Here is a 15,938-nt window from a genome sequence, read left to right as displayed (position 1 = left end):
AGAAAAGAGATGATCAAATGATAAAAGCAAATTTTAATGATTATAAGTTATGCAATGAGCTATTAAAAGCAATTAGTATGTTAAATTTCAATGAGTTAACAAAAGTTCAAGAACAGGTTATACCGATTGCGTTAGAAGAAAAGGATATAGTAGTAAAGTCTAAAACCGGAAGTGGTAAGACTGCATCATATGCTATTCCTATTTGCCAATTAGTGGATTGGGAAGAAAATAAACCCCAAGCATTAGTAATTACACCAACAAGAGAACTTGCTATCCAAGTCAAAGAGGATTTTTTCAATATAGGTAGATTTAAAAGAATTAAAGCAGCTGCAATTTATGGGAAGTCACCTTTCTATGATCAAGAAAAGGAACTTAAGCAAAAGACACATATAGTAGTTGGAACACCTGGTCGTATTATAGATCATATAGAAAAAGGTACATTTGATCTATCAAAAATAAAGTATCTTATAATAGATGAAGCTGATGAAATGCTTAATATGGGATTTGTAGATCAGATAGAAACAATAATAAAAAGCTTATCAAAAGAACGTATGACCATGTTATTGTCAGCCACAATGCCAAAAGACATAGAGACTTTATGCAATAAATATATGAAAGATCCTATACATATTGAAATAGAGGATCAAAATAAAGCTGCAGATAATATATGTCAAGAAAGATATAACGTAAATGAAAGGAATAAAATAGAACTTTTAAGAGATATAACTATATTAGAAAATCCAGATAGTTGTATGATATTCTGCAATACAAAACAAAAGGTTGATGAAGTTTATAAGGAGTTGGCAAAGCTCCAGTATAATTGTAGAAAAATACATGGTGGAATGGAACAAAGTGATAGATTAAGAGTAATGAATAATTTTAAGCTGGGTTATTTTAGATATTTAATAGCCACAGATGTTGCAGCTAGAGGGATAGATATAGATAATATCACCCATGTAATTAATTATGATATACCAGAAGACAAGGAAAGTTATGTTCATAGGATAGGAAGAACTGGACGTGCAGGCAAGATGGGTAGAGCAATTACTTTTGTAACACAAAATGAAAGTAAGTTTTTAAATGATATACATGAATATATAGGCAAAGAGATTCTTTTGAAGGAAAGACCTAAAGTGGAAACTATAAATAATCTTAAAGAAGAATTTGCTTTGAAAATGAATACAAGACCTGAAATTAAAGAAACAAAAGGTGAGAAGCTAAGTAAAGAGATTATGAAATTACATATTAATGCAGGTAAGAAAACAAAGATGAGGGCGGTAGATATTGTAGGCACGCTTTGTAATATTGAAGGCATGACAAAAGACGATATAGGAATCATCAATATAGTTGATATATCTACCTTTGTAGAAATATTAAATAATAAAGGAGAGTGGGTGTTCCAGCAGTTACAAAAAACACCTATCAAAGGCAGGCTTCGTACCGTAAGTAAAGTTGATATATAAGAATAAACAAGATTATCTTTATGAATTTGAAAATAATATTTTACCTGATGACGTTTTAATGTTGTGAGAGCGAGTAGTTCTTATGAAGAGGTAATAAAGAAGTCTATTTTTCTATTTCTAAGATAAAAACCCCCGACATTTGTCGGGGGTTTTATGTAGTTTTCATACCTAATATTTTAAGTGTAATAGTTTTCGTTTGTTTGAATTTACTTATACTACAGTTATATTATATTTTTGGATTTTAACTTATTAATGCTTTGCTTAACTAAATCAATTGCTTCAGACTTACTCTGCCCCTTATGCTTTATCTCATTATCACCTATTTTTGCAATTGCCTTATATGGGTATTGATTTTCATTATTCTGTATTACGATTATTTCATGATCTCCATATTTCTCCATAAAGCATACCACCTCTATATATTTTTATCTTATTATATCATATTCTAAATATTTTGAATATTCCTTCTTTTAAAATTTTTCTGAAAAAATACTCAAAACTAAACATGGAAGAAATATTAAGAATTAAGACTTGAATAACTGGATGATATGGGGGATTAGTTTGAATAATGTAAAAAGTAGACTTAATAAAAATTATTATAGTAAATTATTTTTTAGTGTTAATATAAAGTGAGTCGTATAATTAAATTATCTTCTAAAAGTTTAAATTTAATTGATGGTAATAATGGGGCTAAATATGATGAATGAGTTAATACTTATGAAAATAGGGGGAAGACTTATTAAGCATTAAGCTACAACAACTTTGAAAATTCAAAGAAAGTACCAATCATAAGGGGAATATGATTGGTACTCTTTATTTATTAGGAAAATTTATTTTGCAGGGGTAAATCCTTGTTTCTTCATTGCATCCTTAACTTTTGGATAATATATATTTTGATAAACACTTGAAGTTAAAGTACTCCAATTTTTTTCTTTGTCATATCTGCCGATGTCTTTTAAGTAAGCTTCCATTTCTTCATCGTAGCTATCAATAGAATTTTCTATAGCTTCTTTGTTATAAGTATCATTGTGTCTAAAGCTTTCAAATGGAATTCTTGGCTTAGTGTGTGATTCATCTGAAGGGTATCCTATTGCAAGGCCTACAAGTGGGAATGTATATTTAGGCAAATCTAAGAGTTCTATAACTTCTTCTGGATTTTTTCTTATTCCACCAATTGGAACAGTTCCAAGTCCTAGAGATTCAGCTGCAATTATTGCTGCACCTAAAGTAATTCCACTATCTACAGCACCAACTAGAGCACTTTCAATGTCTTCATGTATTATTTGCTTAGAACCAGTTTTTTCGCCAGCTAAATAAGTTCTATAAAAATCCATTACGAAAACTAAGAAAACAGGAGCTTTAGCTACATATTCTTGATTTCCAACAAGTTCTGCAAGTTTTTCTTTTTTTGATTTATCTCTTATAGCTATGACAGTTGTTTGCTGACCATTTATTGAATTAGGCATGGCTTGGGCAGCTTTTATTATTTCATCTATGATTTCATCTGAAATATCCTTATCTAAATATTGTCTAATTGATCTATGATTTTTTATATTTTCTATTGTATTATTCATTTTATTCAATCCTTTCAATTTTACGATTTATTACAATTTCATTATAGTCTTATTTTTAAGGGAAGTTACACCTTCTGGAGTATGAGTTGATAAATAAACTGTATCATTTTCTTTTATAAAAGTTCTGACTTTATTTAATGTTTCAATTGCTTGTACTTTATCTTCAAAGACAACAGATAATTGGTTTTGCCTTAAAGCTTCGTCTGTGTAAGTAACATCACCATGAATCATGTAGTGAATACCGTTATCATAAACAACAATTAATGAATTTCCAGTAGTATGTCCATAAGCTGGCAGCATATAAATATTTTCACTTATAATTTGGCTTTTATCAAAGTTTTTATACTGTCCATCAGTAAAATTAACTTCAACTAAATTGTCGGCTGCAATATTCATAGCCTCAAGCTCTATTTTTGATATATAAATCTTTGCATGATCAAACATTCTAAGTTCACCGGCATGATCGGGATGTTTATGAGTTAAAACTACTTTACTAACATCTTCTGGAGCATAACCTACATTTTTTAGTGCTTCTTTAAAATTAGCAATTTTTTCACCCATATATAAGGCTTGATCAGGTTTATCTTCAAAATCAGGAGTCTCAACTGGTAAACCTGTGTCTACTAGAATAACCTCTTTTCCAGTATCTATTAAATAATTTTGCAGGCTTGCAGGGTAATCTTTGTTTATATTAATTTTTTCTTTTTCAAGTGATCCTCCAAATGCAAAAGATTCTTTCATTCTTCCATTTTTATAAAATTCCAATGCTAAAATTCTCATAATCTATTCCTCCGATGTAATTAATCTTTATACGACATTTAATATGAGTAAATTATATTTAATAAAATTAAATTTGTCAATCGGTATTTTGGCTTAAATAAATAGAATTTATTAATTACTTGAAAGATTAGGAGAATCATGAGTGATATTGAAGCTACAAAAGAAAGAAATATAGCTGTATGTAATGTAGTAGGGTATAGCATCTCAGTTAGTTATTACATTTATATACTTCTTATTTTATTTTTTTAGTAGAACATATGTACGTATAATTTGTTAGCGTTTGGAAATAATTATAGTATAGATAAATGAGCGCTTAAATCTAAATTTATGCTATAATTGAGGTAAGTGAATGGATTATAAGAGGGCTACAAATAATGTACATGATAAATCATATAAAGATCTTTATTCAAATAAATTAGTGTTTGTTAATTTAATTAAAGAAATGCTTAATGCATCTTGGGCAAAAGAATTAAATGAAGAAAATTTAATTTTAGTAGATAAGCAGTATATATTAGCAGACTATGAAGAAAATGAAGCGGATATTGTATATAGGGCAAATGTTGGTGGAGAAGAAATCATATTCTATACACTTTTAGAATTTCAATCAACTGTGGATTATAGAATGCCCTTAAGATTATTCTTTTATATTAATGAAATACTTAGAGAATATACTAAAAATTTAACAGAGGAAGATAAGAAAAATAGAAAAGGATTTAGAGTTCCAGCAGTAATTCCAATTGTATTATATAATGCTATAAGAAAGTGGAATGTACCTCTTTATTTTAAAGATATAGTAAATAAAAATGAGTTGTTTGGTGAGAATATAGTAAACTTTAAATATTCACTTATTGATGTAAATCATCAATATACAAAAGAAGAATTAATAAAAAACAATAATATTACATCAGCTATATTTTTATTAGATCAAAAGGTAGAACCATTAGAATTTTTTGAGAGGTTAAAGGCTGTAGCACTAAAATTTAATAAATTAACAAGTAGAGAAAAAGAAATATTGAAACACTGGCTTAGGAATACTGTTGATGAAACCGTAAGAGAAAGTGTTGTTAAAATACTAGAAGCTGATAAAGAAGGAGTGGAAAATATGGTAGCAAATAATGCTTTTATGATTAAAGAAATGAAAGAAAAAGTTGAAAAAGAAACTAGAAAGCAAGATAGAATCGAGATTGCTAAAAATGCAATAAAATTGGGTATGAATGATGAAGATATAAGCAAATTAACAGGCTTAAATGTAGATGAGATATCTAAAATAAGATTCAAGAATTAATTTAAGAGATAAGCTGAGATTTTCTAATATTTAGAAGGCCTCAGCTTTAATTATTCTAAACAAAATTATATTATAGTCGATATAAAAGTGCAAAAGCATAGTAAGAACCAATAAGATAAAAGCTACAATAAATAGAGTTCATCAAAAGATATATTATATATTAAAAGCTTTTAAATATTTAGAATATTTCGAATATCATGTTTTCGCTAGAGGTTGGATTATAAATATGATACAATAACTAATAGAAATTATTATATAACATTAATACTTTATTTTGAGAATTAGAATTAGGAGAGATACGCGATGAAAACTGATTTATTAGAAAAAGGAGCAATATTACAAAGGGATAAGGAAACATATGCAATTGCTCCACATTTAACTGCTGGACTTGTAACTCCAGAGATTTTAAGAAATATTGCAGATGTAGCTGAAAAATATAATGCAGCGGCTATTAAAGTTACAGGAGCTCAAAGAATTGCATTAGTTGGATTAAAAGAAGAAGATTTAGATAATGCTTGGGATGATCTAGGGATGGACCCAGGTGCAGCAGTAGGTCTATGTGTAAGAAGCATAAAAATATGTCCAGGAACTACTTTTTGTAAAAGAGGTCTTCAAGATTCAGTAGCAGTTGGTTCAAAATTGGACAGCTTATATCATGGAAAAGAATTACCTAATAAATTAAAAATGGGAGTAAGTGGTTGTCCTCATAGCTGTGCAGATAGTGCATTTAAAGATATAGGATTAATAGGAAGCGGAAAAGGATGGATGTTCTATGTTGGCGGAAAAGGTGGAGCTAGACCAAGAATAGCAGATAGAATAGCACTTTCTGTATCAGAAGAAAAGGTATATGATTTAATAGAAAAAGTTATTGAAGTATATAGGGAAAATGCGACTAACAGAGAAAGATTAGGAGATTACATAGACAGAGTAGGATTAGATGAGTTCAAAGAACAAATAAATCTTAATAGTTATTTATAAAGTGAAAATTTTAAGACAGTATTTTATCTGAATAGAAAATTTTCAAATTAATGAACAAATCAATTAGTTTAAATTAATATATCTAATAGTGTAAAAAAATCATGCTAAATAATAGCATGATTTTTTATTATTTCGAGTACAGCAGGAATATCTGCAGGAGCCCACTTCAAAGAAAGCAGGCTTTCTGGTTTCAGCCATAATAAAGCTGCGTGTTCATTAGCTTTAGGATAGCTATCTACTAATTCGCAGTTAGTAGTTATCAAATTTACAATAAAATCATCGTATTCATGCCTATTTTCATTATGTATATTAATATATCGCACTTTACAATTCAATTCTTCAAAGATTTCTCTTTCAATAGCTTCTTTTGGAGTTTCATTATCCTCTATTTTACCACCTGGGAACTCCCAAAGATTTGGCGATTTCATAATAGGAGAGCGTAGAGCGCATAATATTTCTTCGTTCTCATTTTTTATAATTGCAGCTACAACATTAATAGTTTTCTTCATCATAACACCTCAAAAAATATTTTATAATATATGAATTGTATTTTCAAATAAACTTGTAAAATTTAAACCTTCTTTTAAATAAACCTTGTTAACAATAAACATTTTTTCGAAGGTTTAATTAAATATTTTTAAAAAGGAACAAAGGTCTAAATAAAACTTTTTACCTTTTTAAAAAGTTAAGAAGGTAAAAATGAAAAAGTCTATGGTTAACAACAATATGGAACATTATTGATAATTATGGTAAAATACAATAAATTGGTATTATGTAATTTTAGGAAAAATAGGGGAATAATATGAAAAAGTTAAAATTAACAAAAGTAATAGCTAGCGCTTTGGTTGTAGCTTCTGTATTAATGTTAAATCCAATAGGTGCAAATGCAGAATGGAAACATAATTTAGCAGGATGGTGGTATGCAGAAGGAGATTCATGGGCCACAGGCTGGAGTCAAATTGATGGAAAATGGTATCACTTTAATTCAAGAGGTTATATGGAACATGATAAAACCATTGATGGATACTATTTAGATAGTAGTGGAGCATGGAAAGAAGTGATGACAACAAGTGAAAATTTGAAATTTGATAAATTAACTGGAACAATAGTAGGATATAGCGGAGTTAACACTGTTGTAAATATACCTAGTGAAATTGATGGTGTTTCAGTTACAAGTATAGGAATCGGAGCATTTTCTACTGATAATAGCTCAGCTAAAATAGAGAGTATAACAATACCAAATAGTGTTACAAGTATAGGAGAAAGCGCCTTTGAATGGGACAGCAATTTAAAAGCAATTAGTATACCTGAAAGTGTAAAAGAAATAGAGAAAGCAACATTTAATGGTTGCAATCAGTTAACTAGTGTGACAATGCCTAACGGTCTAACAAGTATCGGGCAAGGGGCTTTTTCAGGCTGCGTAAGTTTAACCAATATAAAAATACCAGATAATGTAATAGATATAGGAGAGGTAGCTTTTAAAGGTTGCCAAAATTTAAGATCTGTAGATATACCTAAAAGCGTGCAAGTTGTTGGATGGGGAGCATTTCAAAGTTGTGATAAACTAACATCAATTAATATACATAGAAGTACTTTTGTTGTAAAACATGTATTTGACGGAAGCCCTAATGTAAAAATAACAATTGTAAATTAGAAAAATAAAATAACATTCTAAATGATAAATTTAATATTGGAAATGTATTCATGCTATATTTACAAATAAAAAGAGAGTAGTTTTTTGAGAAAATTAAAAGTAAGTTAATAGTGTCCATAAATCAAAACTTTTTGAAAAAAAATATTGGCTATTATAATAAAAATATGTTGCGCTTATTACGCAACATATTTTTATTATTAGTTTATTTATGCATTATTTATGTTTTCAACAAGCCTCTTATTTTTCATATTACGACTTCTCTTTTTATCGCTGAATAATGCAAACAATATACCTGGCAAGAGAATTATAGCGCTCACTTTAAATGTAAAACTAAAAGCTTTAACAGTATAAGTCAAAAAGGTATCTTGTATATTAGGTATTATTTTTTGGGTTTCTTTCTTTTGAGTTTCAAAAATCTCTTTGATTTTATCTTTATCCACAGCAGGAGAAGAGGTTAACACAGCAGCTTCTTTTTCAGCAATTGTATTTAATATTTCTGAAAGACTAACATTTTTATTACTACCTGTTTTGATAGAAGTAATCATCTGTTGCTTTGTTTCATCATCAAATACAGTGTCATTCTGTATTGTTTGAATAGCAGAGTCTTTAGCATCATACATCTGGGTAGTCATATTTGATGTAAATATAGTTAAAAATAAGGCAACTCCAAGTACAGTCCCAAGTGTTCTTGTCATATTATTTATTCCAGAAGCTATTCCTATTTTATCTAAAGGAACGTTAGCCATTACAGAACCTATTAGTGTTGCCATACTTAATCCCGTACCAGAACCGGCAACAATTAATCTTAAAATAAAATCTATATTTGAAGAATTTTGAGTAAGAGAACTATTTAAGTAGCAAGAAATACAAAGTAAAAGAATACCTAATGCACTAGTTAATCTGCTGCCTAATTTTTTTGTCAAAATAGTAGCTAATATTGAAAAAATCATTGAAGTTAATGACATAGTTGAAATAATAAGTCCTGCTGAAAGTTGATTTAATCCTTTAATCTGAATTAGGAAAAAAGATAGTAAGTAGGTACCAGACATCATACCAAGACCGAGTAAAAACAGCGTAATAGATCCGTTTGTAAATGGTATAGATTTAAACAAACTAAGAGGAACCATGGGCTCTTTAACTTTTAGTTCAATAATGACAAATAGTATAAAGGCTATAACAGAAATTGCAAAGAAGGAAAGGATGAAGCTTGAAGTCCAACCTTTTTCATTAGCTTTCATTAATGCGAAAGTTAAGCAGAACATAGCAATTGAGATTGTTATAATTCCAAAAAAGTCTATGTTTTTGCTTGCGGTTGGGTCATAAGATTCCTTTATGAATTTCATAGTCAATAGCATGCAAATACAGCCTATGGGTATATTAATGAAGAAAATATATCTCCAATTAAAAAATTGAGTTACTATACCACCAATGGAAGGACCACTTGCAGCAGCAAGACCAGAAAAAGCTCCCCAAAGTGCCATAATAGTTCTTCTCTTTTCAGGTGGGAATATTTCAGCAGAAAGAGGCATAGCAATGGTTACAACAAAAGCTGCAGCTATACCTTGAAGTGTTCGAAATAATATAAGTAATTGAAGAGAATTTGAAATACCACATAGAAATGAAGAGATCGTAAATAGAAATACTCCTGAAATAAACAATTTTTTTCTGCCAAATTGATCCGAAAGTCTCGAAGCAGTTACTAGAATAACTGCAGTAGACAGATTATAGGCATTTACTACCCAAGAAATATGATCCATAGTGGTATTAAAGTATTCGGTCATTCTAGGCAAAGTAATATTTACCACAGTTGTATCTAATAATGCCATAAAAAATCCTAAAATGATGGCTATAAAAGAAATGTTTTGATGTTTTTTGTTCATAAGACAAACCTCCTAAATAGTAATAAAAATATTTTTATATTAGTATATAATAAACTACTATAAAGTATAGTAGTGGCGCGAAAAAATTGTCTCACAATATTAAGATTTAGGCACTAGAAAGAAAATAACAAGTAAAAGATGATACATATATTTTGTGTAACATAAAGAAGTAATCTTAGCTCATATTTGACTATTAACTAATACTACTGATTTAGTATGATGCAAAATAATAGTATGATACCTTGTTATTTTTGACAGTGACTTATTGGAGACATTAAATTATTAATTGTAATAATCAAAAACTTTTTCAGACCATTTTTGTAAAACGCTATAAATCTCGTTATACAGATCTAATATAAGAAGTTCAGAACCAGATCTTTCATTGTGCTGTTTTGTGTAATTATAAATTGGCTCAACAAACGCTCTACGTTCTTCCGCTTTATCTTTGAAGTTTTTAAGGTATTCTTTTCTTTTTTCTTCTGGCAAGTTCTCTATATTAACTAAAAATGCATTAAACTCCAAATAAATATTTCCTATATTCTTTGAACTTTCTTCCATTAGCTCATTGAAATATAGATTTCCTTTTTCATTTAGTGAATATAGTGTTTTTTCAGGCATTTCACCTTCTTTAACGGTTCTTGAATTTAAATACCCATTATCACATAATTTAATTATATTTTTATAAATTGACGGGGTACTAATTTTTAACCACTTAGTAAGATTCCAGACTTCAAATTCCTTAACCATTTCATAGGCACTTTTCTCTTTGCTTTGCAAATATCCAAGTATTATTAAATTTATTGAAGACAATTTAATCACCACCATTTATTATACTACTATAAAATATAGTAGTATAAACTATATTTGTCAAGATAAAATTTGGTGAATTTGATTTTTAAACCTATATGAATCTCACTTACAATTAATAGGATTTTAAAATTGAAATTTCTCATACATAGAAATTCTTATGGTTAATTATCTTATGTAAATATATGTTATAATAAATATAAGAAACTAGAAAAATCTGGAGAGCGAACTCGATGAAGAAATAATAAATAGAATAAAAAAATTTAAGGGGAAACTTGTAGATGTTATGTCTTATTATATACACATATCTGATGTTTTAAGTGTAATGATCTATCATATAAATTATTATTAAAATATGGGGAAAATAAATATGAAATATAAAAGTTATAAAAGATCCAAAGGAAAACTCAAAAGAATTCTAGAAGCACTTGAGATACTGTTATATTTTATTCTAACTGGAGTATTTGTCTTGATAGTATGGATAATAGAAGAGGCATTGAGATCAAAGGTGGCATATATATCTGAATTAGATTTTTCAAAATATGATACATTAGTTTTTCTTAGTAATTCTTTAAGGTATGACTTTATAGTCGCTATCAGCATGGGAATTATCTTTGTAACAATTGGATGCTGTTTTTTGAAGAGACGTATATCGAAGTTAGCTGTGATATTGACTTTGATTTGCATTATAACAGGAATAATTGGATTAAATAGCATGCTGCATTCATATATAAATATAACTTATGATGGATTTTATGTAGGGGGAGCTGTATCAAAAGAGAAGAGTTATAAATTTGAAAATATTAATAAAATACAATCATACTGTACAAAGAGAACAGGTAAAAATGGCTCATCGTATGAGTTTAAATATTTCATTATAATGAACGATGGAGATACAATTGAATTATCAAAAGATATAGATGAGAATCAAATTTATAAACTTGATAAGGTTCATAGATTATTTGTAGATAAATATAAAATTAATTATTATTGTACAGGCGTAAATGATCCATACTATAATTTATTATTAGATAGACTTTATAGTGATGATAATAAAAATGCTATTAAAGATATATTTGAAGATAAAGTTCAAAGGCCATTAGTATAATAGTGAGAAAATTATAAAACTAATTATAATAAAATTGTAGGAAATTCCTAAGATTAAACAGTGAGTAGTAAATTAGTAATTTTATAAAGCTGAGATTTTCTTATATTTAGAAAGTCTCAGCTTTAATAAGTAATATTTCTTAGAAGAATTTGCTGATATTATAGATCATTTCATATTTGTTTTACTATTTCTTAGGTCAAATTTTTCAATTTGCTCTGGACCTCTTAATATTTTTCTTTTTATATGAAGAATACCCTCTGAATCAGTTCTGATTCTCCATTCAATAAGCATTATTTTTCCATCTACTATTTCAATTCCTTGGATTCCACTTGCCCTAACACATGATCCATCATTGAAGTAAGGTAATTCCTTGACTTTTGGAAAGTGGGGTCTATGAGTATGTCCGCAGATGATCATAATTTTGTTCATTTTAATCCAATGACTATAAATACGCTCGATTTTATGAATCCTTTCAGAACTCTTTACAGGGCTTGCAGGATTTATGAATCCTATTGAATGAAGAAATTTCCAAAAGTATCTTACTGTAAGCATATTAAATCGCCACAGATTATCATTCATTCTGTCTCCTTGATGACCATGAACAGTTAGTATTTCCTGACCTGTGTTTTTATGTTTAAACACGACTGCCTCATATGGTGTAATTCCAGGAAATAACTCTATTTCTTCTTCGTTATATTCATCGTAGAATTTATAATAATTCTTTTCTACAAAATTGCTATATTTTAAGTGCACATTGTGATTACCATATAACATAATCAATCTATCAGAATCAAAGAATTTTTTTAATAGAGCATATACTTCATCATGTGCAAGTCTTATATGTTTAAAGTTAGAATGTTCCCAAAGTTCATCTCCATCGCCAACTTCCACATAAGTATATCCATTATTAAAATAGAATTCTAATGCAAATAAAAAGATATTTTGATTTTTTGCAAATTCATCAGAGGGTGTACCATCACCTCTATGGCAATCACTGAAAAATATGTATTTAGAGTTGTTATCAAAATATTCAATTTTAGCATTCTTATAAGCTTCTGTTAATCGCTTTTCTGCGAGCTTTTTTTCCGCTATCATAGTACACCTCTTTTATGATATTTAAAATTAATTTGATTATATGTAGTTAATCTGCCCTTTTAAAGAAGAATATATGTTAGTGTGCTACGATTTTTTATCGTGCTTAAAGCGATTTAATCAGTGCTTCTAACTCTTCAGATAAAGCTTTTGCACGTTCAAAATCAGTATTTCTTAAGGATATGGCTATTTTCATTTCTAAATCCCTTTTCTTTTGTTCAATTTCTAAATAGTCTTTATCAAAGTATTTCGCATAAATCATCTTTCTAAATTTTCTCATATTCATTTTTCTGATTGTTTTATCTTCAATGAGTAAAACATAATCTACGCAATTAATTATAGAATAGTAGTCATGAGATATCATTAAAATAGCACCATTATATTTCGCGATGGCTTCTTCAAGGGCCATTTGTGAATATATATCTAAATGGCTTGTTGGCTCATCTAAAAGCAGCATATTTGCTTTGCTTGCAGAAATTTTAGCTAATTGAAGTATATTCTTTTCGCCACCTGATAAATCTTTTATTTTTTGGTTGATTCTTTCTTCCTCAAAGTCATAGTTCGAAATGTAAGTTTCAACATCATCATAAGTTTTAAATCCTGCGTCTAGGAATTCTTCAAGTATTGTATTAGACTCATTTAATATTTCTCCTTGAAGCTGTGATAAATATGCAACTTCAATTTCAGAATCTATTTCAATAGCAGGGGTGTCATTTTTAAAGATATCTCTAAGTAAAGTAGTTTTTCCAGTACCATTTAACCCAACAATAGCTACTTTATCATTAGATTTAATCTCAAAATTAACATTTTCTAAAAGTATTTCATCAAAGCCAGCACTATAATTGTTAACTTTTAAAGCAACTTTTTCTTCAACTTGATTGTTAGTAGTTAAACGGATATAAGGCTGCTTAATTTCAACAAAAGGTCTTTTTATTCTACGAGCTTCTAATCTTTCTAGGAATTTCATTTTACCTTTTAGATACCTTCCAGCAGCAGTTTCCCCTGTAACTTCAGCTCTATCTCTCAGTCTCTTTATTATGCGTTCGTTTCTCTCAATTTCTTCATCATCAGCAACAGATAGTTCTTGAAGTTCGATTTTAGTTTGAAGTAATGTAAAGTTATAGTCTATATAGCTTCCATCAAACTCTTGGAGCTCATGATTTTCAAGGTGAATAATTTTATTGAAACAATTATTCAATAGATATCTATTGTGAGTAATAACTAGCATCATTCCCTTATGAGAATTTATTAGGTTTTTAAGAGAATTAAGATTTTCAAAGTCTAAAAATACATCAGGTTCATCCATAATCATTAAGTCTGGACTATTAAGCATTTCCCTAATTACTTGGATAAGTTTAAACTCTCCACCACTTAAATCAGATATCTTTGAATCCTTAAGTTTACTTAGGTTTGCAAGATTTAATTTCTTACTAAGAGTGCTTTCAAAATCATCTCCACCGATTACATCAAGAGCATCTAAAGCTTCCTGATATTTTTCTAGTAGGGCATCAATATCAGAAGAGGTTTCCATTAAGCTGCAAATAGAAGTTATCTCATTTTGTAGTTTAATATAATCTTCACATAGATATTCGAAAACTGTTGTTTCTTTTGTGTTATCTACCTCACAGAACTGACTCACATATCCAATCCTGCAATTTGGATCAATCTCTAGAGTACCATCAAACATATAGTTCTCTGGATCCATGATTATATCTATTAGTGTACTTTTTCCACTACCACTAGAACCTATAAAAGCACAATGCTGATCATTTTCTAAAGTAAATGAAATATTATGATATAGATCCTTATTTGGAAATGAGTACGACAAGTTATCAATTTTTATCATTTTATTACCTCGTTTTTCATATGATTAAATTTTATAATCATTTATATTATGTTATATATCGTATAATTTTACACTTGATTGTATCATAGATTCGGAAGTTTATAAACATTTGTGAAAGATATATTGTATGATATTCTCTTAAAGGAACATTGTTTTAAATAAAACATTTTCACAATTTAAAAAGTTAAGAATTTAAGAAGGTAAGAATAAAAAAAGTTAACAATTTATAGGAAACATAATGGGTGAGACATATTAAATGGTTTTGAAGATACAAATAGTATGAAACTTGTGATATTGTTAAATAATTTTTATAAAAGCTGAGATTTGTACCATTGGAAAAATCTCAGCTTTTATATATAATACAAGAAATCACTATTTCTTGGGGTCAATATATTTATGTTATATTGAAATGCAAAATATGGAATAATAGAATTGTTGATGATATAAACTATATTTTAAGTTAAGGCATATTTAATTACTTTTCATTACTATCATTAATAGAGTCAGCTAGCAAATTTTCAATCTGCTGCATAAAGTTTATAATATCGCAGATGATAGTTGACCTTGTGCTCATTCTTAAATTTAATGTATCTAATTTATTACCCAATGAATTCACAATCTCAGTGACAGAGTCAACACCAGTTACTGCACCGCTAATCTCAGAGCTTGTACGCTCAATTCCTTTAATTATATGCTGGCTAAACTCTTTTGCTTCAATAGTACAATCAGTTACTTGTTTGAAATCTTTTTGAACATTTTGAGCATATTCATAGTTATCAGTAATTGCTGTTTTAGAATTTCTAATTTCCTCTCTAAGAGAATCTATGCTTTCATATAATTCTTTAACACTTTTATCAATTCCACTAACTAATTCTGTTGTTGATAAGGATAATTTTCTAATTTCATCTGCTACAACAGAAAAACCTATACCTGCTTCACCAGCTCTTGCCGCTTCAATAGATGCATTTAAAGCTAGGAGATTTGTATTGCTAGCTATGCCTGTTATACTATTTGACATATTTTGAATGTTTCTAGAGTTATTTTCTAATTTGTGAAAGGCCTCTGTAATTGAATCTAGCTGAGTGCATGTTCCATTAATTTTATCTGCCAACGTACCCATTTTATTATCTGCTTGTTTTACTGAACTGTCAGAACGATTCATAACATCATTAATTTTATTAGCATATTGGCTAAAATCATTAAAATTAGAGTCTATATTGTTAATTACATTTTGTATGGCATTGATTTTTGAATATGTATTGTCGATTTCCTTAATGGATTGAGTAACTCTAACTTCTTCATCCATGAATTCTCCAAATTTCTTTTCCATATGTAAAATGCCATAATTAACATATTTATCATAATTGGATTCTTTTTTTATATCTAATTTAATATTTTGTCCATTTTGAATATTTTCTTCTTCGTTTTTATCTTTCTTTTTTCTAAATTTAAAAAACTTCATATCGTATTA

The 15,938-nt window shown here is 28.5% G+C and carries 14 protein-coding genes; 5 read left to right on the top strand and 9 right to left on the bottom strand.

Annotated features, from left to right (window positions below):
- Positions 1–17: 17 nt before the first annotated feature.
- The gene (locus tag KEC93_RS14165) at positions 18–1,463 is read left to right on the top strand and encodes a DEAD/DEAH box helicase (RefSeq protein WP_077867956.1); all 1,446 of its coding nucleotides are present in this window, start codon (positions 18–20) and stop codon (positions 1,461–1,463) included.
- A 221-nt stretch (positions 1,464–1,684) separates the two neighbouring features.
- Here KEC93_RS14165 and KEC93_RS14160 read toward each other — a convergent pair whose 3' ends face one another.
- The 3 genes from KEC93_RS14160 to KEC93_RS14150 form a co-directional block, all read right to left on the bottom strand.
- A complete protein-coding gene (locus tag KEC93_RS14160) occupies positions 1,685–1,864 on the bottom strand; it encodes a hypothetical protein (protein WP_017210666.1) in 180 nt (59 codons plus the stop codon).
- Between the two features lie 429 nt (positions 1,865–2,293).
- On the bottom strand, positions 2,294–3,037 hold the full coding sequence (locus tag KEC93_RS14155) for an NADPH-dependent oxidoreductase (protein ID WP_077867957.1): 744 nt from the start codon (positions 3,035–3,037) through the stop codon (positions 2,294–2,296).
- A gap of 30 nt (positions 3,038–3,067) precedes the next feature.
- A complete protein-coding gene (locus tag KEC93_RS14150; protein WP_077867958.1) occupies positions 3,068–3,817 on the bottom strand; it encodes an MBL fold metallo-hydrolase in 750 nt (249 codons plus the stop codon).
- Between the two features lie 349 nt (positions 3,818–4,166).
- On the opposite strand from KEC93_RS14150, the gene KEC93_RS14145 reads away from it, so the two are divergent.
- Together KEC93_RS14145 and KEC93_RS14140 are read left to right on the top strand one after the other, a co-directional pair.
- A complete protein-coding gene (locus KEC93_RS14145; protein WP_238892898.1) occupies positions 4,167–5,102 on the top strand; it encodes an Rpn family recombination-promoting nuclease/putative transposase in 936 nt (311 codons plus the stop codon).
- Positions 5,103–5,405: 303 nt separating this feature from the next.
- Positions 5,406–6,080: a ferredoxin-like domain-containing protein gene (locus KEC93_RS14140; protein WP_077867959.1), complete on the top strand. Its 675-nt coding sequence runs from the start codon at positions 5,406–5,408 to the stop codon at positions 6,078–6,080.
- Positions 6,081–6,184: 104 nt separating this feature from the next.
- Here the strand turns inward: KEC93_RS14140 and KEC93_RS14135 are convergent, their stop codons facing one another.
- The gene (locus KEC93_RS14135) at positions 6,185–6,589 is read right to left on the bottom strand and encodes a (deoxy)nucleoside triphosphate pyrophosphohydrolase (protein ID WP_077867960.1); all 405 of its coding nucleotides are present in this window, start codon (positions 6,587–6,589) and stop codon (positions 6,185–6,187) included.
- Between the two features lie 293 nt (positions 6,590–6,882).
- Between KEC93_RS14135 and KEC93_RS14130 the strand changes: the two genes are divergently transcribed.
- A complete protein-coding gene (locus KEC93_RS14130; RefSeq protein ID WP_077867961.1) occupies positions 6,883–7,734 on the top strand; it encodes a leucine-rich repeat domain-containing protein in 852 nt (283 codons plus the stop codon).
- Between the two features lie 206 nt (positions 7,735–7,940).
- On the opposite strand, the gene KEC93_RS14125 is transcribed toward KEC93_RS14130, so the two are convergent.
- Both KEC93_RS14125 and KEC93_RS14120 read right to left on the bottom strand, forming a co-directional pair.
- Positions 7,941–9,614, bottom strand: a complete 1,674-nt coding sequence (locus tag KEC93_RS14125) for an MFS transporter (RefSeq protein ID WP_077867962.1) — start codon at positions 9,612–9,614, stop codon at positions 7,941–7,943.
- A 282-nt stretch (positions 9,615–9,896) separates the two neighbouring features.
- The gene (locus KEC93_RS14120) at positions 9,897–10,424 is read right to left on the bottom strand and encodes a PadR family transcriptional regulator (protein WP_077867963.1); all 528 of its coding nucleotides are present in this window, start codon (positions 10,422–10,424) and stop codon (positions 9,897–9,899) included.
- Positions 10,425–10,791: 367 nt separating this feature from the next.
- Here KEC93_RS14120 and KEC93_RS14115 point away from each other — a divergent pair, with 367 nt between their 5' ends.
- Entirely contained in the window at positions 10,792–11,529 is a 738-nt protein-coding gene (locus KEC93_RS14115; protein ID WP_077867964.1) for a DUF1218 domain-containing protein, read from the top strand.
- A 165-nt stretch (positions 11,530–11,694) separates the two neighbouring features.
- Here the strand turns inward: KEC93_RS14115 and KEC93_RS14110 are convergent, their stop codons facing one another.
- From KEC93_RS14110 to KEC93_RS14100, 3 genes are all read right to left on the bottom strand, one after another.
- Complete coding sequence (locus KEC93_RS14110) at positions 11,695–12,624, bottom strand: metallophosphoesterase (RefSeq protein ID WP_077867965.1); 930 nt, start codon at positions 12,622–12,624, stop codon at positions 11,695–11,697.
- Between the two features lie 103 nt (positions 12,625–12,727).
- Complete coding sequence (locus KEC93_RS14105) at positions 12,728–14,467, bottom strand: ABC-F family ATP-binding cassette domain-containing protein (protein ID WP_077867966.1); 1,740 nt, start codon at positions 14,465–14,467, stop codon at positions 12,728–12,730.
- Between the two features lie 475 nt (positions 14,468–14,942).
- On the bottom strand, positions 14,943–15,929 hold the full coding sequence (locus KEC93_RS14100) for a methyl-accepting chemotaxis protein (protein ID WP_012058977.1): 987 nt from the start codon (positions 15,927–15,929) through the stop codon (positions 14,943–14,945).
- Between the last annotated feature and the right edge of the window lie 9 nt (positions 15,930–15,938).

The organism is Clostridium beijerinckii, from assembly GCF_018223745.1.
In the GTDB taxonomy this organism is placed as follows: Bacteria; Bacillota; Clostridia; order Clostridiales; family Clostridiaceae; genus Clostridium; species Clostridium beijerinckii.
This window is presented reverse-complemented; position numbering and strand designations above follow the sequence as displayed.

Coding starts and splice junctions, on each gene's coding strand:
- KEC93_RS14165 (WP_077867956.1), top strand. CDS start 18: ATGATAAAAGCAAATTTTAATGATTATAAGTTATGCAATGAGCTATTA.
- KEC93_RS14160 (WP_017210666.1), bottom strand. CDS start 1,864: ATGGAGAAATATGGAGATCATGAAATAATCGTAATACAGAATAATGAA.
- KEC93_RS14155 (WP_077867957.1), bottom strand. CDS start 3,037: ATGAATAATACAATAGAAAATATAAAAAATCATAGATCAATTAGACAA.
- KEC93_RS14150 (WP_077867958.1), bottom strand. CDS start 3,817: ATGAGAATTTTAGCATTGGAATTTTATAAAAATGGAAGAATGAAAGAA.
- KEC93_RS14145 (WP_238892898.1), top strand. CDS start 4,167: ATGGATTATAAGAGGGCTACAAATAATGTACATGATAAATCATATAAA.
- KEC93_RS14140 (WP_077867959.1), top strand. CDS start 5,406: ATGAAAACTGATTTATTAGAAAAAGGAGCAATATTACAAAGGGATAAG.
- KEC93_RS14135 (WP_077867960.1), bottom strand. CDS start 6,589: ATGAAGAAAACTATTAATGTTGTAGCTGCAATTATAAAAAATGAGAAC.
- KEC93_RS14130 (WP_077867961.1), top strand. CDS start 6,883: ATGAAAAAGTTAAAATTAACAAAAGTAATAGCTAGCGCTTTGGTTGTA.
- KEC93_RS14125 (WP_077867962.1), bottom strand. CDS start 9,614: ATGAACAAAAAACATCAAAACATTTCTTTTATAGCCATCATTTTAGGA.
- KEC93_RS14115 (WP_077867964.1), top strand. CDS start 10,792: ATGAAATATAAAAGTTATAAAAGATCCAAAGGAAAACTCAAAAGAATT.
- KEC93_RS14110 (WP_077867965.1), bottom strand. CDS start 12,624: ATGATAGCGGAAAAAAAGCTCGCAGAAAAGCGATTAACAGAAGCTTAT.
- KEC93_RS14105 (WP_077867966.1), bottom strand. CDS start 14,467: ATGATAAAAATTGATAACTTGTCGTACTCATTTCCAAATAAGGATCTA.
- KEC93_RS14100 (WP_012058977.1), bottom strand. CDS start 15,929: ATGAAGTTTTTTAAATTTAGAAAAAAGAAAGATAAAAACGAAGAAGAA.